We start from the raw sequence: 19,234 nt of genomic DNA on the forward strand, positions 1-19,234 counted from the left end.
GCGGTTCACACCAATGCTAGATCTACTTCAGCATTAAATTCGCTGACACTGCCTCACCTGAATATTTCAACATACAAGAAGGTTCAAATTTAATGTTTTGCAGGTTAAGACGCAGGGTTACGGCCTTTGCACCTCACAGAGCTTATAGCTTCTGCAAGTCTTAGAAGCAACACTTTGAACTCAGCATTTTTTTGTAAGCCAGTGATCTCTATCACGTTTTTAGCGTCAGAAATAATGATCATAGGGTATGGCTCTTTCATGTAAAGTAAATCTTCAATTTTGTGGATCGCTAATGAGCCCTGGTGCCTTTCACGTCCCCAAAAACTAAATCGCAAAGAATAAATCAATCTATCGTGGTTTATCCTAAAAATCTCGGACATACTTACATCTAGCGATTTAGAAAGCAAGAATCCGCCAATAATTAACATTTCAAAAATATCAACGAAGTTGCCAAGAAGAAAATTTGAGTAATTCCAAAAAAACAAAGATCCCTGCAGAGTCTGTAAACTTTGGCCCGCACTTTGAACAGGACTTGACCCTACTAAACCCCATACCAGTTCACCTGTGAAGCTCAAGAAATTTATGCCAGCAACTAGAACAAAAGACTTCACTAAAATAACAAAAATTTCACCGATCATTTGAGCATAGCTCTGCAAGTTCCAATGAGATTCAATTGTGTAGGGAATTGCTTTACGTTTAACCACAATTAGATCACGGCATCCGGTGATCTCAGATCCTTTAATGACTTGTCTACATTTTCGTATTAAAGTTTTATACTCCTCAAGGTTATGATTCTTGAGAGCGAGTTCCGGCTTTGCCCCGTCGCTGTCCTGAAAATCTATGGGGATACCGTAGGCTTTAGATAAAGCTAAAGCTTTGCTGTAGGTAAGCTGCAAATTTTCACTTTCGTAAAATATTATTCCTTCAATATGTTGCTCAGTCTCATCTGAAGTAGGGCAATCTTCGGTAACTTTACTCTTGTAGAACAAGATAACTCGCCAAGCCGTAAATAGACTATTTTTAAACACCTGAGACCTAACAATTTCCGGCTGAATGCTTAAGCTCAAAATGTCAACATTTAAAGGTAGATATGTCGCGACCTTGTCAAGAAGTTTTTTAGATATTTTATTGTCTATCAAGAAGCAAATGCAAAATCCAGAAAATATGCCAAGCTCAATCTTTTCGAAAGCAAAAATGAGGACTAGACTAGCCAATAACAGAACTGGATAAGATAGCCGAAAAATACCGCTGACGTAGCTACTTCTATCTCCAAAAGGATGAGCAATTATGTTATAAGCCTCACTCAGGCTCACTCTCGACACCTTAATCATGGCTTCCGTAGCCACTTTCAAAGAAACGAAAGTATTCAGCAGGTAAAAAATATTTTTAGGGTAACTTTTATGCTCAAATACCTCTCCCGAAACTTCTTCTGTGTCCATGTTTAATAGATAATAATGAGGCTCGGCAGTTAGTTGTAACTAACACATCTTATAGGGTGAGAGAAGATAGATTCCTTAGCAGGAATAAATTTTTATTAATTTCATAGCTCAAGTGCTGCTTCATGAAGAAGTAAAATTAAGCGCTGCATGACTAAAAAGCTTTATAGTCAAACTGTGTTTTTGCAAAGCTCTTAAGAAAGAATTCATTGTAGCTTTAGCTGTCTACGGCTTCTCTCTGTCTCTTTAAAGAAGCGCTTTTGAGGTTCAAAGTCCTCCTATTTCTATAGAAACTTGCAGCTCTTATAGAAATAGGAGTTTATAAAATCACAACCTTTTACTACCTAAAGCACAACCTATAAAGCAACCTTTGAGCTTTACTTAGGCTTCTGTCTCAGCTGCTATGGAAGGTGAGGCATTTAGACAAAGGCATCCCTAAGAAGCCGCAACAGGTAAAAAAGGTTCCACGCCCAATCCTAAAGGGGTGGGTGGGGAGAATCTTGTGCACGAAATGATTTTGGATGACGATAGGAGGAAGTTTGAAGCCTGTCTTAGTTACACGTTCTGCTTGCCTTAAAGTATCCGCAAGGACTAATAAAAGCTACACAGTTCACATAAGCTGCTACGGCAGTCTCAAGGTCGTAATCAATCGTCGCTCTCAAACACACCCTTAAAAAAGTCGATGGTGTCTTTAAGGGCAACGATAAAGCTATCGATTTCGGCTTTGGTGTTGTAGAAATAGAGACTAGCCCGTGCGGTGGAGTCTACCTCCAGAACGCGGTGCAGCGGCTGGGTGCAGTGGTGACCCGAGCGAATGGCAATGCCCGACTGATCCAGCAGAGTTGACAAATCCTGCGCGTGGACACCCTCAACGGTGAAGGTAGCTAAGGCTGCTCGTCCGCTGCCGTCGGCTTGGGGAAGCGGGCCGTAGAGAGTGACTTCAGGAATGGTCTGCATCTGCTGGTACAGATAGGCCGTCAACTCGTGCTCGTAGGCAGCGATGTTGTCCATGCCCAGAGTCGAGAGATAGTCTACGGCTGCCCCCAGGGCGATCGCCTCGGCAATGGCCGGAGTTCCCGCCTCAAACTTGTGGGGCAGACTCGCGTAGGTGGAGTGATCCAAAAACACATCGGCGATCATTTCACCACCACCCATAAAGGGGGGCATGGCCTCTAGTACCTCCAGCTTGCCGTAGAGGAACCCGATGCCAGTAGGGGCACACATCTTGTGGCCGGAGGCAACAAACCAGTCGCAGTCTAGGGCGGGCAAGTTGAGCGGCAGGTGGGGCGCGCTCTGGCAGCCGTCGATAAGCACCTTGGCTCCGTGGCGGTGGGCAAGGTCAATGATCTCTTCTACTGGGTTGATGCAGCCCAAGGTGTTAGAAACGTGGTTGACGGACACCAGGCGAGTCTTATCACTGACCAGCTCACGATATTGCTCTAGGTCAAAGGATTGGTCGGCGGTTAACCCTACAAACTTGAGCACCGCTCCAGTACGCTGGGCCACAAACTGCCAGGGCACCAGATTGCTGTGGTGCTCCATCACCGAGAGAATGATTTCATCCCCTGCTTTGAGCGTGCTCATACCCCAGGCGTAGGCCACTAAGTTAATGGCTTCGCTGGCGTTGCGGGTAAACACAATCTCGTTGCGGCTGGTGGCTTTGACAAAGGCAGCCACTTTATCCCTCGCACCCTCATAGGACTCAGTGGCCCGAGCGCTGAGATTGTGCACCCCTCGATGCACGTTGGCATTGTCGTTTTGGTAGTAGTGCTGGAGCGCGTCTAACACCGCCTTAGGCTTCTGCGAGGTGGCGGCGTTGTCGAGGTAAACCAGCGGCTGACCATTCACCTCCTGATGCAGAATCGGGAAGTCGGCACGAACCTTAGCGGCGAGGGTGAGTTCCTGAGCGACAGTCATAGGGGTAAGGGGGTGGATGGGTAGAGGGTCAGGACCACTGGGCGATGGTGGCAGCCAGACGCGATCGCAGCGTTTCAACCGGTATCCTGTCTAAGATCTCCATAGCGAAAGCATAGATCAGCAATCGCTGGGCTTGGGGAGCGCTAATGCCGCGACTTTGCAGGTAAAAAATCTCGTCCGACTGAAGCTGGCTCACCGTCGCCCCGTGGGCGCACTTGACGTTGTCGGCAACGATTTCGAGCTGGGGCTTGGTATCTACCCGGGCCTGGTCAGACAGCAGCAGGTTGCGATTGAGCTGGCTAGCGCTGGTGAGCTGGGCTTTTTGAGCCACGGCTACGCGCCCGTTAAAAACGCTGTGGGCTCTGCCATCGACAATTGCCTTGTGCTCCTGCTCCATGATCCCGTGGGGGTGGCTGAGGGCAACGAGACTATGGGTATCAGCCTGTTGAGTGCCGGCGATCGCCGCTAATCCGTAGAGCCTGGTGGTGGTTTGCTCGCCGGTTTGGTAGACCTCCCAATTGTGGCGGGCCAGTTTGGCGCCAAACCCAGCAGCGGTGCCGATGTACTGGCTATCGCGGGCTTGGGTCACCACAGTCTTGCCGATGTGAAAGGTACCTGCGCCCTCTCGCTCAATGCGGCTATGGGTAATCTGGGCATTGGCGTCGAGCCACAGCTCGGTGACGGCATTAGTGAACTGAGTTGCCGTTGAATTGCCCCGATAATCTTCAACCAAAGTAAGAGCGCTACCCGACTCAGCGACCACCAAACAGCGGGGCTGAACGAACAGAGAATCACCCTGCGTCTGAGACACATAGATAATTTGAATTGGAGTTTCAACCACCTGGTTGCGAGGCAGCCAAATCACTACGGCATCTGCAAAGCCCACAGTGTTTAGGGCCGTAAACACTTCGTGGTTGCCGCTGGCCTGAGCGAGGCGTTCATGCAGTTGAGCCTGAAGGTCGGGGCGATCGCCCAATGAACCAACAATCGCCCCCTCCGGCAATCCGTGGAGTTGAGACAGCTCGCGGTTGACTCGTCCGTTAACGACCACCACCTGAGCGCCAGCAGTTTCTGGCAGGCGCAGCTCAGCAATATCGGCCTCAGTGACAGAAGACTCTCCAGCGGTGGCAAAGTCGATGCCTAACATCGCCGACAGGTCAGTGAAGCGCCAGTCTTCTTGTCGAGTCGAGGGAAAGGTTTGCTCATTGAGGAAAGAGGCGGCGCGCGATCGCACCTCAGCCAGTGCCAAGTTCTCGGGCACAGCCGCCTGAGCGGTCTGCACCAGCCCTTTCAGATAAGCATCGCGCTGGTCAGCCGTTCTTAGCACGCTCACGTCAGACGTAGTCGCCATTATGCCGTCACCCCTGCGCGAAATTCCTCCAGCACCCACTCGTAGCCGCGCGACTCTAGCTGCTTGGCCAAGTCTTTGCCGCCTGTGGTGATAATGCGACCATCGGCCATCACGTGGACAAAGTCGGGCACGATGTAGTCGAGCAACCGTTGATAGTGGGTGATCAGCACCACAGCATTGTCAGCGTTGGCCAGCTGATTGACTCCACCGGCCACAGTTTTGAGCGCGTCAATATCGAGGCCCGAATCGGTTTCGTCAAGAACGGACAGAGCCGGTTCTAGCAGCGCCATTTGCAGAATTTCATTGCGCTTTTTCTCACCGCCCGAGAAGCCTTCATTGACGCTGCGATCGAGGAACGACACATCCATCTTCACCAGGTTCAGCTTCTCTTCGATCAAGTCGTCGAAATCGAACACATCGATTTCGTCTTCGCCCTGCGCTTTGCGGTGGGCGTTAAAAGCCACTCGCAAAAAGTCGCGGTTGCTGACGCCAGGAATTTCGAGCGGGTACTGGAAAGCGAGGAAAATACCGGCAGTGGCGCGATCGTGGGGATCTAGCTCAAGAACATCCTGTCCTTTAAAGTGAATCTCCCCAGCGGTAACTTCATAGTCGGGATGGCCCGCCAGCACCTTGGAGAACGTGCTCTTGCCCGAGCCGTTGAGACCCATAATGGCGTGAATTTCTCCCGCCCTTACCTCTAGGTTCAGACCCTTGAGAATTTCGGTGCCGTCTACGGTGGCGCGGAGGTCGCGTACCGAGAGAATGATTTCGCTGTTGTCGTTAATCATGGTTCCTTTCCCGTAGTGTGGGCACCGCCCACCATGCTCCTGCGCATTGAAATTTTAGATTTTGGATTCGCGATTTTAGATTGGGGTTCCTGTCTCTCACCGAGGATTCGTAGGGTGCATTGCTTCACGAATGCACCATCCCCACCGAGATCCCCGCAGGTGCATTGCGTTGCGAATGCACCCTAACCCGTCTACCCAACGGTGTTTTCTAGCTTCAGCGCCAGTAGTTTATCCGCCTCAGCGGCAAACTCCATGGGCAGCTTGTTAAACACATCACGGCAAAAGCCGCTGATGATCATCGACACCGCATCTTCCGGCGAAATGCCCCGCTGGGCAAAGTAGAACAGCTGGTCTTCCCCAATTTTGGAGGTCGAGGCTTCGTGCTCTACCTGAGCAGTGCTGTTCTGCACCTGAATGTAGGGGAACGTGTTGGCCCCAGAGGTATCGCCAATCAGCATCGAGTCGCACTGGGAGTAGTTGCGCGCTCCAGTAGCCTTTGGCCCAATCTTCACCAAGCCTCGGTAACTATTCTTTGAGTTCGCCGCCGAAATGCCCTTGGAAATAATGGTGCTGCGGGTGTTTTTGCCCACGTGCACCATTTTGGTGCCGGTGTCGGCCTGCTGCATATTATTCGTCAGCGCCACCGAGTAGAACTCACCCACGGAGTTGTCGCCCACTAGCACGCAGCTGGGGTACTTCCAGGTGATAGCCGAACCCGTTTCAACCTGAGTCCAAGAGATTTTGGAATTTTTGCCGGCGCAGAGGCCGCGCTTGGTGACGAAGTTGTAGATGCCGCCCTTGCCGTTTTCATCTCCGGCGTACCAGTTCTGCACGGTGGAGTAGTTGATGCTGGCATCATCCATAGCCACCAGCTCAACGACCGCAGCGTGGAGCTGATTGCTGTCGTACATGGGGGCTGTGCAGCCCTCTAGATAGGTTACCGAGCTACCGGCTTCGGCCACAATCAGCGTGCGCTCAAACTGGCCCGAGTCACCGTTGTTGATGCGGAAGTAAGTGGACAGGTCCATTGGACACTGGGTGTCTTTAGGAATATAGACAAAGGAGCCATCGCTAAACACTGCCGAGTTGAGCGCCGCGAAGTAGTTATCGCCTACAGGAACTACCGTACCGAGGTATTTCTGCACCAGGTCGGGGTGCTCTTGCAGCGCCTCGGAGATCGAGCAGAAAATGACGCCCGACTCAGCCAGCTTTTCTTTGAAGGTAGTAGCCACCGATACGCTGTCAAAGATGGCATCGACTGCCACGTTGGCCAGCCGCTTTTGCTCCGAGAGGGGAATGCCCAGCTTCTCGAAGGTGTCGAGCAGGGTAGGGTCTACTTCGTCCAGACTGCCAAGTTTTTTGGGCTGGGTCTTGGGGGCCGAGTAGTAGACGATGTTTTGGTAGTCGATGGGCGGATACTTGACGTTAGGCCAGGCAGGCTCTTTCATCGTCAGCCACTTGCGGTAGGCCTTCAGCCGAAACTCCAGCATGAAGGCTGGCTCATTCTTTTTGGCTGAGATCATGCGCACCACGTCTTCGCTGAGGCCGCGAGGAATGGCGTCGGCCTCAATGTCGGTAGTGAAGCCGTACTTATAAGGTTGGCTAACAAGGGTTTGAACGGAAGCACTCATGACGCGACTCTTTAGAACGGGCTGCACAATCGGGGTTAGACGGAAATCGGACGAGCAGAAGCCTAAAACTTGTTGGTTTCGGCGCGGATGGTCTCGAAGGTAATGTCTTGCTGCTCGCCCGCAAATGGGTTATCGGGTGTGAGAAAGAGCATGCAGTGGCACTCTTTGCGCTCCTGCATGGGAATGCAGGGACAGTTCCAGTAGATGGCCTTGACCTCAGCCCCTTTGTCTTCGTAATGGCGACAGGGGCACAGGGGTGCGCCAAGGTCATCTTTGTGTTTGGCTAAACCTTCAAGTACCACCGCAGTCACACCAGCGTCAGAGCAGAAGTAGGTGCCGGTGCGCTTGGCGTAGCTCTGGGCAAAGTTGCGCATGAGCTCTAGGTTCTTGTCGGTGGCCTGGTTGGGTTTGAGGTCAGTCATTACGGGATTGGTACGCTACACAGCCCAATAATTTTATACAATTAAAGCAACTTTTAAGTTGTCTAACTGAATCTTAGACTAGTTTAACAACATAAAGGTTGTCAAAGTAGATTATCGTCCGATGGACTGGGATAACCCTAGTCTGGGTAGGTATAGTCTCCTGTGACTATGTCCTCTATAAGTCTTACTGTGGGCCAACGCCATGACCTCTGTGCAGCAACCCTCTACCTCTACAAAAGACGACATTTTGATGTATCTGCTCAGGCAGGGCGAAGCGACAGCCCATGACCTAGCAGAGCATTTTGAGGTGAGTGCCCAGGCCATTCGTCGCCATCTAAAGGATTTAGAAGCTGAAGCGCTGATTGAGCACCGAGCGGTGCAGGAGGGCATGGGGAGACCTAACCACCTGTATCAAATCAGCGCCAAGGGGCGCGATCGCTACCCCGCTAAGTACGATGAATTTGCGCTCTCTCTGCTCGATACCATGGCCGCCACCATGGGCCAAGACCAGGTGGGCACCATGCTACGCAAACAGTGGGAGCGCAAGGCCTTAGAGTACCGCGATCGCATTGGTACCGGCAGCCTAGGCGAACGGGTGGCCCGACTGGTGCAGATTCGCCAAGCCGAGGGCTATATGTCTGAGTGGCACGAGGTCAGCGACGGCGACGTGCGCCAGACCGGCCCTGGATACATCATCACCGAATACAACTGCGCCATTTCCCACATTGCGGAGTCGTTCCCTAGCGTTTGTGGTCACGAGCTAGAGATGTTTCAGGTGGCGCTGACCGACTGCACGGTGCAGCGCACCCACTGGCTAGTGAGGGGTGAGCATCGCTGCGGCTACCTGGTGCAGGGGCTTGACTAGAAGGCCTGAGCCGTACAGTTTTAAGGCGAAGCTTCATCCCATAAACCTGAGCAGGTAGGAATACGCTGTGGAGCGGGAGTTAAATAGCTAGGGCATGCTGCTGTGTACGGCAGGCGATCGGCTGGGGCCTTGGCCCGGCAGTTTGAGATTTAAAGCATCCAAAGGTCTACCCAAAACGTAGATCTAGAACAACCCTCTCCAAATAAAGGCGGCGCTAGGCATTCCTGGCAGCCGCTTTTCTCTTTTTCGCAGGGCTTTTGCCAACCTCAGTAGGGTCTGACACTATGTAATGTATAGCGGCCACCGCGCTTAGGAGACTCCCTGCCCTTGGCAAAAACTGAGGCAGCGCGATCGCTATAGCTGTCCTTTGACGTTTCCCTGCCCTGAACCATGCTTGACCAATCGCTCCAATTTCTCACCCCAGAAGAATCGGCGGAAGTCGATAAGGCCCTGCTGTCATCTCCCGAGAAATTTTTGGCCCGGCTGACCATCTCCACCAGCAAGCTGCTGCGAGTCATTGCTGCCGATACCAATACCCCCATCGACGCTTTGACCGCCGTGCAGATCATCCAGTGGTTTGAAAAAGACGCCAAGCTCAAGCGCGAGCAGGGGGTAGATGCGTCGGTGTTGAAGTGGGATGCGGAGAATTTGGGGTGAACGGGGAGATGGGGAAGATGAGGGGACGAGTGAGATGGGGAAGACAAGGAGATGTCTTGCCTCTTCATCTTCTTTACCCTCCTCACCTTCCTTCCCTACCCTCCCGATCCCCTCTGAGTTTCTGTAAACTAGGAAAGACCATCGCAACACCATAGATTAAGGAAGCAGCACGTCATGGGGTTATTTGATCGCGTTAGCCGAGTGGTTCGCTCTAACCTGAATGCGGCGGTGAGTTCGGCGGAGAATCCAGAGAAGATTCTAGACCAGGCCATCATTGACATGCAGGAAGACCTGGTGCAAATGCGCCAGGCGGTGGCGGGCGCGATCGCCAGCCAGAAGCGGGTGCAGCAGCAGTATGAGCGGGCTAGCAGTGAGGCCAACACCTGGCAACAGCGGGCTCAACTAGCCCTGCAAAAGGGTGATGACGAGTTAGCAAAGCAGGCACTGCTGCGCAAGAAAACCCAGGCTGAAACCGCTGTTGCCCTCAAGACTCAGTTGGATGGCCAAAGCGCCACTGTGGACCAGCTCAAACGCAACCTGATTGGCTTGGAGAGCAAGCTATCTGAGGCCAAGACCAAAAAAGATATGCTCAAGGCGCGGGCCAGTGCCGCCAAGGCCAACGAGCAGCTGCAAAACACCACCAGCAGCCTCAACACCGGCAGTGCCATGGCGGCCTTTGAGCGCATGGAAGAAAAGGTGCTGCAAATGGAGGCTAGATCTCAAGCGGCGGTGGAGCTGGCTGGGTCTGACTTGGAGAGCCAGTTTGCCAGATTAGAAGCTGGTGGCGATGTCGATCTAGAGCTAGAGGCAATGAAGGCCCAGCTAGCGGGTGGCACCGTTGACCAGGGGCAGTTGCCCGCTGCCGGGACAGCTATCCCCGCAACCGAATCGACCGAGGTGGATGCCGAGCTAGAGCAACTGCGATCGCAGATTGACAAGCTTGACTAGACCTTGAGACGGATACAAGGTTTAGGGTTCAAGGGGCTGCCTTGAACCCTAAACCTTACACCTGCTTTTACCCAATGTGACCCAAGGTCAAGGGTTTAAGAGACCTCAACCCCAGAGAGCATGTGGTCGACGCTGATGGCGCGATCGCGTCCGTGGTTTTTGGCCCAGTACAGTGCCTTGTCGGCCAGGGTAACCAAGGCTTGTGGGGTTTCACCGTGGTGGGGAAAACTTGCCACACCTAGAGAAATACTGATCGGTGGCAGCGTCTGGCCATTGAAGGAATTAGTGACATACTTCACAGCCCGACGAATTTTTTCGGCTCGTTTTAGGGCAACTTCAGGGGTAGTATCGAGCAGCACCATACAAAACTCTTCACCGCCGTAGCGACAGACGATATCCTGAGCGCGCACATGGCCCCGCAGCAGCATACCGATATTTTTGAGCACAGCATCGCCTGCCTGGTGGCCATAGGTATCGTTGACAGCTTTGAAATGGTCGATGTCGATCAAGATAATGCTGATATTCTGCTGTTTGGTAGCATGGCACAGGCTGTTGAGCACGGTCTCGGCATGGCGACGGTTGAGCAACCCCGTTAGCGGATCCTTTAGCGCCTGATCTTGCAGATCTTCGAGCAGCAGCAGCCGCTGCATCACAAACAGAATTTGCTCCGATAGCTTTTTTAGTAGCGCTGTCTGCACCGAGGTAAAGGGATCTGCCTCGGTCTGCACCAGCTGCACAATACAGGTGGTGTTATTGACCATGCCGAGCACAATGCACCTAGTAGCCTGTTGGGGGCAATGGCTTACCTGACACTGGTGACATTCTTGGCCAACGCAGGACGGCTGAAACGGCAGTTGCTCCTGGGAATAGCAACACTGCTGTTCTACCACAGCTAAAGGCTTGGCATCGCCCCACTCGGTGAGTACTGTAAAGCTTTCAGAAGAGGTCGAAAACAGCACCAGACGCCCCGACTGATGCGGAAAAAAATAGGGCAAATAGGTCCCTAACAGCTGTCCCAACTGCTTGTAAGACAGGCACGACTGAAGCTGAGCCACTAGATCAGCCAGCCGAGGATGGCCGTGCTGAACGCGATCGTAGATAGCGCCACCGGGATTTAGCGTCACCACCCGCGACAGAAAATCGACGCCGTCAAGGGGTGCACCCGCCGCCAGTCTGGGCGTCGCCGCAAGCGGCAGCGATGGGGTAGCAGGTTGGGCCAGAGCCAGACACAAGAGCAGCTGCTGGGTGAGGTACTGAAGGGTTTTAATCTGCACCTCGCTTAGCCCATCTACGGCCAAGCCAGGCACGTAAATCGTAAAGTTATACCGATGGTCGGTGCTGTGCAAACGCCCTACCAGCACTGGTATCGAGCTAGCTTCGGCAGGTAGACCCGATTGGCTGTGGGTGCTAAGGGAAAGCTGATCGCATTCTAGAAATGTTGCCTCCATCGGCTGGCTTGACAGCACCTCTCGCAGAGTGACAGCGGGCAGTTGACCGTAGTTCATTACCCCGCCGTGGCGCCAGTCGTCGCCCACCTGGACCGTTAGCGCTAGTTGAGGGGCAGACAGAGTCAGTGAGGTAAGCCGCAAAAAGTTGCATAGGGCTGGGTAGGCATCTCCTAAAGACGTAGGCCGGACTTGGTTCATGGCAGGGAGACCACCAGGCTAAAAGAGCATTAAAAAATTTGTAGAGAGCCCGATCGCTGATGAATGTATTATGCGTATCAATTTAAACCGCTGCCCTAAGCGAGAGGAAGACAACGCTTGACTGCGGCTGATTCAGTAATCCCTTCAGAAGTCCCTAAAAATCGGGGTTGATACAAAGGTTTTATAATTAAGTATTCCCTGATCGATTCGTTCCGCCTAACTCTGTCCCACCAGCGGCAGACTGACCTAACTTCCCCAGCGCCATGCAAATTGCCCAGCGGATGAAGCCTCTACAGGCCAACGTGTTTGCCGATATGGATCGGGCTAAGGCAGCGGCTCGAGCAACGGGCCAATCGATTGTCGATCTGTCGTTGGGATCGTCAGATCTATCTACGCCGCCCCACGTGTTAGAGGCGATCGCCACCGCCCTGAGCGACCCCACCACCCACGGCTACTGCCTATTTTCAGGGACTCAAGCGTTTCGTGAAGCCGCTGCTCGCTGGTATACCGATAAGTTTGATGTAGCAGTTGATCCTGAAACCGAGGTGCTGCTGCTGATCGGCTCTCAAGAGGGCACTGCCCACCTCCCTCTAGCAGTGCTTAACCCCGGTGACTTTGCCCTGCTGATGGACCCCGGCTATCCCTCCCACGCTGGGGGCGTGTACCTGGCCAACGGGCAGATTTATCCCATGCCTCTGATTGCAGAAGATGGATTCTTACCCCGCTTTGCCGACATTCCTCTGGCGGTGCTAGAACAGTCGCGGCTGATGGTGCTGAGCTACCCCCACAACCCCACAACCGCCACGGCTTCGCTTGATTTTTGGCAAGAGGCGGTGGCCTTTTGTCAGCAGCACAACCTGGTGCTGGCCCACGATTTCCCCTATGCTGACCTAACCTTTACGGGGAAGCCAGCTGTATCAGCCCTGCAAGCCGACCCCGACAAGACCTGCACCATCGAGTTCTTCACCATGTCGAAGTCTTACAACATGGGAGGCTTTCGGGTGGGGTATGCGATCGGCAACGCAGCGATCATTACCGCTCTGCGCCAGATCAAGGCCAACGTAGATTTCAACCAGTATCCCGGCATTCAACGGGGGGCGATCGCTGCCCTCACCGGCCCCCAAGATACCGTGCATAACATGGTCGCCACCTTTCGCCAGCGGCGCGACACGGCAGTGGCGGCGTTAAATCGCATCGGCTGGGCGGTGCCCCAGCCCGACGCCACGATGTATCTCTGGGCCAAACTGCCCGACCCCTGGGGCGAGCGCTCTAAGGAGTTTTGTCTGCGCCTAGTTGAGCAGACTGGCGTAGCCTTGGCCCCTGGCATAGGCTTTGGCAAGGCGGGTGAGGGCTATGTGCGCATTGCCTTGGTGCATCCGCCGGATCTGCTAGAAGCGGCGATCGATCGCATTGCTGAATTTCTGCCAGACGCTCCCTAAGCATTGGCCAAGGTGAGATGGGCCGTCGCATGGTGGTCAGCGATCAAATCCTCTGTATTCCGTAAACTGGTTGGGCCAAACGCCTTACGACCTGGTTATGTCTACGCCAGAATCTCTACCGAGCTGCCTTAGTACCCTGGTTGCAGCGGTGATGTCGAACTCAGACTTGATATAAAACTGTGATTAACGCTGTAAACAAACCTACAAAAGTCGTTACAGCAACTGAGCCGCCAGTGAAGCACCCATTAAGATGTGAGTAACCGAGTTAAGGATTGCATTAACTTGCCTGGCTTTGACCTCATGCTGGGCTACGCCATTCATTAGTATCCAGGGTGCAACTCATTGGGTTATCAGAACGACTCGCGGTTCTGGTGGTGCCAGTTCTCAGAGTAGGATCTAAGAGTAATGGTGACATCTCCATCCAGCACTGCTGATGGTCAGCTTCGCATCGTTGTGGTAGAAGACGACAGGGGCAACCGTCTATTTTTTGCTGACTATCTTACCTACTCTGGGTTTAGGGTACTGGCGCTGCCCCATGGGCTAGATCTACAACAGCACTTAAAGGAGTTTCAGCCCCATCTGCTACTGCTCGATCTGGGGCTGCCCGAAATTGATGGCTACACCCTGCTCCAACAGCTGCGATCGTCTGCTCTATGGCAACATTTGCCCGTCATCGTTGTGTCGGGCTATGCCTTTGCCGAAGACCAACAGCGCGCCTTGGCCTTGGGGGCGCAGCAGTACCTGGTCAAACCTATTGCCCTTCAGCAGCTCACCCAGGCGATTCACACCGTTGTGCGATCGCCCCAGTCAAAGTGAGCTACCAAGTTTAAGTCGAGCTTAGATTTGACCCGCTGGTTGAAAGGTTCGCGGGTTGGAACAGTAGTTTTGCAACGTTTCGACCCGCCAACGCTCTCCTAGCACCTTCAACTCTTCTGTAAACGCGGACCGATGCTACGACAGGCTGCCGCCCCCCGACCCCGACTGTTGCTCGGCCAGATAGCGCTCTACATCTCGGCTTAACAGCTGAACAGCTGCACCAATATCGGTAATGGTGTTCTCAAGCTGGGACGAAGTCGCCATGGCCGACTGGAGCTGGTTGAGAATATCTCTAATTTGCTCGCGATAGCGAGTTTCAAATTCTTGGGGAGTCATGTGGGCAAGATAGTGACAGGAACGATCAGGAACAGGATGTAATACTAACTACATCGAGGGCGAGAGGTTTCCAGAAAGAAACGCTTACAAAATCAATCTTTACAGTTCTAGCCGGGATCGCAAGCGACCATGAAGCAGGTATATAAACAACCTGCTCGAATGCGCACATATACTGAAGCCGGTAACGGGCCAACATGTGATCCAAACATATCACTCCTTTTTACGGCGGAAAACCGTCTGCCTAGGAGAATTTTGCGGCATGAAATTGCCGCTATCCTGGTTAGTACAGAGGTTTAGCTGCTAGCGCCTGTGACTTCGGTTCAACCCATCACCTTAGTTAACGACCCCGAGCGCCTTGAGGCGCGGCTTAAAGAGATTCCCAAAGAGCCGGGGGTCTACTTTATGAAAGACGGCCGTGACCAGACGCTCTACATCGGCAAGTCGAAGTGTTTGCGCACGCGGGTGCGATCGTACTTTCGCGACTTTCATGGCCACATGCCGCGCATTACCGTGATGGTGATGCAGATTGTCGATATCGAATTTATCGTTACCGACACCGAGGCCGAGGCCCTGGCCCTAGAAGCCAACCTGATTAAGCAGAATCAGCCTCACTTCAATGTGCTGCTGAAGGATGATAAGAAGTATCCCTACCTCTGCGTCACCTGGTCGGAAGACTACCCCCGCATTTTTATCACCCGCAAGCGGCGCAAGAGCCTGAAGGATCGCTACTACGGTCCCTACGTCGATGTGGGCCTGCTGCGCAGCACCCTGCATCTGGTGAAGCGGATATTCCCATTGAGGCAGCGACCTCAGCCCGTGCATCGCGATCGCCCCTGTCTCAACTACGACATTGGCCGCTGCCCCGGTGTCTGCCAGCAGCTAATCTCGCCGGAGGATTACCACAAGACTCTCCAGCGCGTTGTCATGGTCTTCCAGGGCCGCACCACCGAGCTAGTAGATATTCTCACCGCCCAGATGGAGAAGGCAGCGGAAGATCTCAAGTTTGAGTTGGCAGCTCGGCTGCGGGATCAAATCCGGGGCTTAGAGCGGCTCTGTGCTGACCAGAAGGTGGCCCTACCTGACGATACGGTGTCGAGGGATGCGATCGCCCTAGCTGCCGACGATAAACATGCCTGTGTGCAAATCTTTCAAGTGCGGGCCGGTCGCTTAGTGGGCCGCCTAGGCTTCACCGCCGATGCTGAGTCGGGTACTCCGGGCGAAATTCTCCAGCGGGTGCTAGAAGATCACTACCAAACCGTAGAAGCGGTGGAAATTCCCGCTCTGATTCTTGCCCAGCACGAGTTGCCCGAGGGTGACATGCTGACCCAATACCTCACCCAGCGCCGGGGCCGCAAAGTTTCCGTCGAGGTGCCCCAGCGCCAGACCAAGGCCGAGCTGATTGAAATGGTCGAGCGCAACGCCCAGTACGAACTGGCCCGCACTCAAGCCGCCGCCGATCGCAACATTCAGGCTCTGCAAGATCTGGCGATCGCGATCGACCTACCCGACCTGCCCAAGCGCATCGAAGGCTACGATATCTCTCACATCCAGGGTTCTGACGCCGTCGCCTCCCAGGTGGTGTTTGTCGATGGCATGCCCGCCAAACAGCACTACCGCCACTACAAAATCAAAAATCCCGAGGTGAAGCCGGGCCACTCCGACGACTTCGCCAGCATGGCTGAGGTGATTCGCCGCCGCTTTCGCCGCTACGCCACCGACCCCACTAAGCAACGCTTGGGCAACCCTGACTGGCCCGACCTAGTGATGATCGACGGCGGCAAAGGCCAGCTCTCGGCGGTGGTCGAAGTGCTTAAAGAACTCAACCTACTGCAAGACATCAACGTGGTCAGCCTAGCCAAAAAGCGCGAAGAGATCTTCCTGCCCGGCGAATCGATCCCGCTGCCCACCGAAGCCGAGCAGCCCGGCGTGCAGCTGCTACGCCGCCTGCGCGACGAGGCCCACCGCTTTGCCATCAGCTTTCACAGGAAAAAGCGGACGGATCGGATGCGGCGATCGCGCCTCTCCGAAATCCCCGGCCTCGGCCAGCATCGCCAAAAAGAGCTGCTCGCCGCCTTCCGCTCGATCGACTACATCCGCGAAGCCAGCCCCCAACAGCTCGCCACCGTCCCCGGCATTGGCCCTCAGCTGGCTCAGCAGATCTATGAGTACTTTCATCCCCAGGCGGAAGAGATTGAGGAGATGGTGTAAGGGAGTGATGGGGTGGAGAGTGGATGGGTGGGAGAGTGGATGAGTAGATGGGTAAGTGAGGAAGGTGAGGGTGGGAGCTGTAACCGCAGAGTTGAGTGTTACCTACAGACCCATTTGCAAGACAGAAGTTTAAACCGATGATTGGCCAATCCTTTCCGTTGGGTCCAGGGCGGCGGCACGGCCCTGGACGAGGGGGTCTGGGGACAATCGAAATGTCCCCAGCGGTTAATCTGGCTTTATCGCAAGGTCCGCTGCCCTCCGCCCGATTCTGCCCTAACCCATAGCTAAATTCCCTATTCTTCTGGCATGGAACCTGTAGCTCAAGTGGATGGTGCATTGCTGCGCGAATGCACCCTACGGGAACTGCTTACACTAAGGACAGTCCTCTAGAGCAACACTCCCCCTATGACCGTCGATGCCAACCTGCTAGAGCTGCTGTTTAGCGGCGCCAACCTTTTTGTGCTCCCTTTTTGGACCCTGATGATACTGGTGCCCAACACCAAACTCACCCGCACCGTTATGGGTTCTCTCCTCCCCTTTGCCGCCCTAGCCGGGCTATACCTGTTTCTCTTCGTTACCAGCTTTACCAACGTCGAAGGCATCGAAGCCCTCTCCGACCCCAACCTTAGCCTGAGCGACCTGGCAGCGGTCTTTGCCCAGCCCCACGTTACCGCCACGGGCTGGGTGCACTTTCTCGCCTTCGACCTATTTGTCGGCCGCTGGATCTACTGGCAAGGCCAGGAAAGCGGCGTCTTCACCCGCCATTCCCTCGCCCTGTGTTTCTTTGCTGGCCCCCTGGGTCTGCTGTCACACCTATTCACAGACGCAGTGTGGAAACGATTTGCAGGAGAAAAGGTCGGTGAGCCCGTAGGGAGTGAGGGGTAAGGAGTAAGGAGACCAACCTACCCATCCACCCCCTACCCATCCACTCCCCCACTCCCCCACTCCCCCTAGTCCCCAAAGGGTGATACAACTATCCCAGTGTTGGCCAGTTAGCTAGATAAAACCTGATGAACTCTTTGGTGTCGTGGATGGGTAAAGGCAACAGAATTTGGGCACGGCAGCCTTGGCGGCGGGTGGTGCAGTTTGTAGGGCTATTTGGGCTGGTATTTGCGATCGCCCTGGGCTGCGCCGGCAACGACCAGCCAGCTGCCGATGCCCCTGCTGGTAATAGCGATGGCCGCGTTACCATTGGCACCACCCTCACCGCCCGCACCCTCGATCCCGCTGACGCCTACGAAACCTTCCCCGGCATTTTGCTCTACAACTTGGGTGATCGCCTCTACACCTACGAGCCTGGCACCACCAACCTGGTGCCCCAGCTCGCCACTGAGCTACCCACCGTCAGCGATGATGGCCTGACCTACACCATTCCCCTGCGGGACGATGTCAACCTCCACGATGGCACCCCTTTCAATGCCGAAGTGATGGCCTTTTCCATCCAGCGGTTTATGGAAAATGGCGGTCGTCCTGCCTATCTGCTGTCTGACAAAATTTCTACCGCCGAGGCCACGGGTGATTATGAGCTTACCCTGACCCTCAAAACCCCTTTTGCGGCATTCCCTGCCCTGCTGAGCTTTTCGGGCGTTACCCCGATCTCGCCGGAGAGCTACGAGATTGGCACCGGCAGCTTTAAGCCCGATAGCTTTGTGGGCACTGGCCCCTACAAGCTATCGGGCTTCACCAGCGACTCAATCAAGCTCGACGTCAACCCCGACTACTGGGGCGACGCCCCCGCCAATCAGGGCATCGACATTCAGATCTTTACCAGCCCTGCCAACCTCTACAACACCTTTAGAACTGGCGGACTTGATATTGCCTATCAAACCCTCGACCCCGAGCAGGTAGCGGCCCTAGAGCGCGAAGAAGGCTCCGGCGGCTGGCAGGTGATCGAGGCAGGCACCAACGTGATCAACTACATGGCGCTCAACCAAAAGATCGCGCCGCTGAATGATGTCAAGGTGCGCCAGGCGATCGCTGCCATGGTCGATCGCCCCCTGCTCAACGAGCGTGTCTTCCAGGGTCAGGCCGAACCCCTCTACAGCCTGATTCCCGCCAGCTTTGACATCGCTAAGCCGGTGTTCAAAGACGCCTACGGCGACGGCGATTTTGACAAAGCCAAAACCCTGCTTACCGAAGCCGGATTCTCAGAGGCTAAACCACTAACTTTAGAAATCTGGTATCCCTCGGCTTCTACCACCCGCAGCATTGTCGCCAACACTCTCAAAGAATCGATCGAGGCGGGTCTGCCGGGCTTGGTGACGGTGAGTGTGCAAGATACCGAGGGGGCCACCCTTTGGGAAAACGTGGGCAAAGGCATCTACCCTATCGTTTTGGCCAACTGGTACCCCGACTACTACGACCCCGACACCTTCATTCAACCCTTTATGAGCTGCGAAAAAGGCAGCAACAACCTCTGCGAAGAAGGCCCGTCCCAAGCCAACGGCTCGTTTTACTACAGCCCCGAAGCCAATCAGCTCGTAGCCAAACAGCAGGCTGAGCAGGACCCCAATGCCCGCCAGCAGGCGATCGCAGACCTCCAGCAAATGATGGTCGATGACGTGCCCTACGTCCCTCTGTGGCAAAACAAAGACTACGTCTTTGCCCAGGACGGTGTAGAAGGCGTGGCCGTGGAGCCAACGCAGCAGTTCTTGCTGTGGCAAATTTCGAAAGGGTGAATGCACGAAGACGCGAGAATGTGAGTTCTAAATTTTGAGTTTTGAGTTCACGCCTCAATTAACAACTCAAAATTCAAAACTAAACCCTCAAAACTT

The 19,234-nt window shown here is 54.2% G+C and carries 16 protein-coding genes; 8 read left to right on the forward strand and 8 right to left on the reverse strand.

The window, feature by feature from the left end:
• Positions 1–104 precede the first annotated feature (104 nt).
• The 6 genes from NC979_RS15905 to NC979_RS15930 form a co-directional block, all read right to left on the reverse strand.
• Entirely contained in the window at positions 105–1,439 is a 1,335-nt protein-coding gene (locus NC979_RS15905; protein WP_190517264.1) for a hypothetical protein, read from the reverse strand.
• A gap of 642 nt (positions 1,440–2,081) precedes the next feature.
• Entirely contained in the window at positions 2,082–3,353 is a 1,272-nt protein-coding gene (locus tag NC979_RS15910; protein ID WP_190517266.1) for a SufS family cysteine desulfurase, read from the reverse strand.
• Between the two features lie 28 nt (positions 3,354–3,381).
• Positions 3,382–4,704 carry a Fe-S cluster assembly protein SufD gene (sufD, locus tag NC979_RS15915; RefSeq protein ID WP_190517268.1) on the reverse strand — a complete coding sequence of 441 codons (1,323 nt, stop codon included), beginning with the start codon at positions 4,702–4,704 and terminating at the stop codon, positions 3,382–3,384.
• Entirely contained in the window at positions 4,704–5,492 is a 789-nt protein-coding gene (gene sufC / locus NC979_RS15920) for a Fe-S cluster assembly ATPase SufC (protein ID WP_190517271.1), read from the reverse strand. The genes sufD and sufC overlap by 1 nt, the downstream gene beginning before the upstream one ends.
• A gap of 191 nt (positions 5,493–5,683) precedes the next feature.
• Positions 5,684–7,123 (reverse strand): Fe-S cluster assembly protein SufB, encoded by a 1,440-nt coding sequence (sufB, locus tag NC979_RS15925; protein ID WP_190517274.1) that lies wholly within the window; start codon positions 7,121–7,123, stop codon positions 5,684–5,686.
• A gap of 62 nt (positions 7,124–7,185) precedes the next feature.
• Positions 7,186–7,545, reverse strand: a complete 360-nt coding sequence (locus NC979_RS15930; RefSeq protein WP_190517277.1) for a ferredoxin-thioredoxin reductase catalytic domain-containing protein — start codon at positions 7,543–7,545, stop codon at positions 7,186–7,188.
• 202 nt (positions 7,546–7,747) lie between these two features.
• Here NC979_RS15930 and sufR point away from each other — a divergent pair, with 202 nt between their 5' ends.
• The 3 genes from sufR to NC979_RS15945 all read left to right on the forward strand — a co-directional run bounded on the left by sufR (position 7,748) and on the right by NC979_RS15945 (position 10,015).
• The gene (gene sufR, locus NC979_RS15935; protein WP_190517281.1) at positions 7,748–8,410 is read left to right on the forward strand and encodes an iron-sulfur cluster biosynthesis transcriptional regulator SufR; all 663 of its coding nucleotides are present in this window, start codon (positions 7,748–7,750) and stop codon (positions 8,408–8,410) included.
• 390 nt (positions 8,411–8,800) lie between these two features.
• Positions 8,801–9,067: a hypothetical protein gene (locus NC979_RS15940; RefSeq protein WP_190517285.1), complete on the forward strand. Its 267-nt coding sequence runs from the start codon at positions 8,801–8,803 to the stop codon at positions 9,065–9,067.
• A 174-nt stretch (positions 9,068–9,241) separates the two neighbouring features.
• The gene (locus tag NC979_RS15945; RefSeq protein ID WP_190517288.1) at positions 9,242–10,015 is read left to right on the forward strand and encodes a PspA/IM30 family protein; all 774 of its coding nucleotides are present in this window, start codon (positions 9,242–9,244) and stop codon (positions 10,013–10,015) included.
• A 95-nt stretch (positions 10,016–10,110) separates the two neighbouring features.
• Here the strand turns inward: NC979_RS15945 and NC979_RS15950 are convergent, their stop codons facing one another.
• Positions 10,111–11,661, reverse strand: coding sequence for a GGDEF domain-containing protein (locus NC979_RS15950; protein WP_190517292.1), 1,551 nt, complete (start codon positions 11,659–11,661; stop codon positions 10,111–10,113).
• A 263-nt stretch (positions 11,662–11,924) separates the two neighbouring features.
• On the opposite strand from NC979_RS15950, the gene NC979_RS15955 reads away from it, so the two are divergent.
• On the forward strand, positions 11,925–13,100 hold the full coding sequence (locus NC979_RS15955) for an LL-diaminopimelate aminotransferase (RefSeq protein WP_190517296.1): 1,176 nt from the start codon (positions 11,925–11,927) through the stop codon (positions 13,098–13,100).
• 405 nt (positions 13,101–13,505) lie between these two features.
• The gene (locus NC979_RS15960) at positions 13,506–13,916 is read left to right on the forward strand and encodes a response regulator (RefSeq protein ID WP_190517300.1); all 411 of its coding nucleotides are present in this window, start codon (positions 13,506–13,508) and stop codon (positions 13,914–13,916) included.
• Between the two features lie 135 nt (positions 13,917–14,051).
• On the opposite strand, the gene NC979_RS15965 is transcribed toward NC979_RS15960, so the two are convergent.
• Entirely contained in the window at positions 14,052–14,252 is a 201-nt protein-coding gene (locus NC979_RS15965; RefSeq protein ID WP_190517303.1) for a hypothetical protein, read from the reverse strand.
• 309 nt (positions 14,253–14,561) lie between these two features.
• Here NC979_RS15965 and uvrC point away from each other — a divergent pair, with 309 nt between their 5' ends.
• The 3 genes from uvrC to NC979_RS15980 all read left to right on the forward strand — a co-directional run bounded on the left by uvrC (position 14,562) and on the right by NC979_RS15980 (position 19,138).
• Positions 14,562–16,460, forward strand: coding sequence for an excinuclease ABC subunit UvrC (gene uvrC, locus NC979_RS15970; RefSeq protein WP_190517305.1), 1,899 nt, complete (start codon positions 14,562–14,564; stop codon positions 16,458–16,460).
• 405 nt (positions 16,461–16,865) lie between these two features.
• Positions 16,866–17,345, forward strand: coding sequence for an ABA4-like family protein (locus NC979_RS15975; protein WP_190517307.1), 480 nt, complete (start codon positions 16,866–16,868; stop codon positions 17,343–17,345).
• A 125-nt stretch (positions 17,346–17,470) separates the two neighbouring features.
• Positions 17,471–19,138, forward strand: coding sequence for an ABC transporter substrate-binding protein (locus NC979_RS15980; RefSeq protein WP_190517310.1), 1,668 nt, complete (start codon positions 17,471–17,473; stop codon positions 19,136–19,138).
• Positions 19,139–19,234 lie beyond the last annotated feature (96 nt).

It is taken from the genome of Leptolyngbya subtilissima AS-A7 (assembly GCF_039962255.1).
GTDB lineage: Bacteria > Cyanobacteriota > Cyanobacteriia > Phormidesmidales > Phormidesmidaceae > Nodosilinea.

Coding starts and splice junctions, on each gene's coding strand:
- NC979_RS15965 (WP_190517303.1), bottom strand. CDS start 14,252: ATGACTCCCCAAGAATTTGAAACTCGCTATCGCGAGCAAATTAGAGAT.
- NC979_RS15975 (WP_190517307.1), top strand. CDS start 16,866: ATGACCGTCGATGCCAACCTGCTAGAGCTGCTGTTTAGCGGCGCCAAC.
- NC979_RS15910 (WP_190517266.1), bottom strand. CDS start 3,353: ATGACTGTCGCTCAGGAACTCACCCTCGCCGCTAAGGTTCGTGCCGAC.
- sufR (WP_190517281.1), top strand. CDS start 7,748: ATGACCTCTGTGCAGCAACCCTCTACCTCTACAAAAGACGACATTTTG.
- NC979_RS15940 (WP_190517285.1), top strand. CDS start 8,801: ATGCTTGACCAATCGCTCCAATTTCTCACCCCAGAAGAATCGGCGGAA.
- sufC (WP_190517271.1), bottom strand. CDS start 5,492: ATGATTAACGACAACAGCGAAATCATTCTCTCGGTACGCGACCTCCGC.
- NC979_RS15930 (WP_190517277.1), bottom strand. CDS start 7,545: ATGACTGACCTCAAACCCAACCAGGCCACCGACAAGAACCTAGAGCTC.
- sufB (WP_190517274.1), bottom strand. CDS start 7,123: ATGAGTGCTTCCGTTCAAACCCTTGTTAGCCAACCTTATAAGTACGGC.
- NC979_RS15960 (WP_190517300.1), top strand. CDS start 13,506: ATGGTGACATCTCCATCCAGCACTGCTGATGGTCAGCTTCGCATCGTT.
- NC979_RS15945 (WP_190517288.1), top strand. CDS start 9,242: ATGGGGTTATTTGATCGCGTTAGCCGAGTGGTTCGCTCTAACCTGAAT.
- NC979_RS15905 (WP_190517264.1), bottom strand. CDS start 1,439: ATGGACACAGAAGAAGTTTCGGGAGAGGTATTTGAGCATAAAAGTTAC.
- NC979_RS15950 (WP_190517292.1), bottom strand. CDS start 11,661: ATGAACCAAGTCCGGCCTACGTCTTTAGGAGATGCCTACCCAGCCCTA.
- NC979_RS15955 (WP_190517296.1), top strand. CDS start 11,925: ATGCAAATTGCCCAGCGGATGAAGCCTCTACAGGCCAACGTGTTTGCC.
- NC979_RS15980 (WP_190517310.1), top strand. CDS start 17,471: ATGAACTCTTTGGTGTCGTGGATGGGTAAAGGCAACAGAATTTGGGCA.
- sufD (WP_190517268.1), bottom strand. CDS start 4,704: ATGGCGACTACGTCTGACGTGAGCGTGCTAAGAACGGCTGACCAGCGC.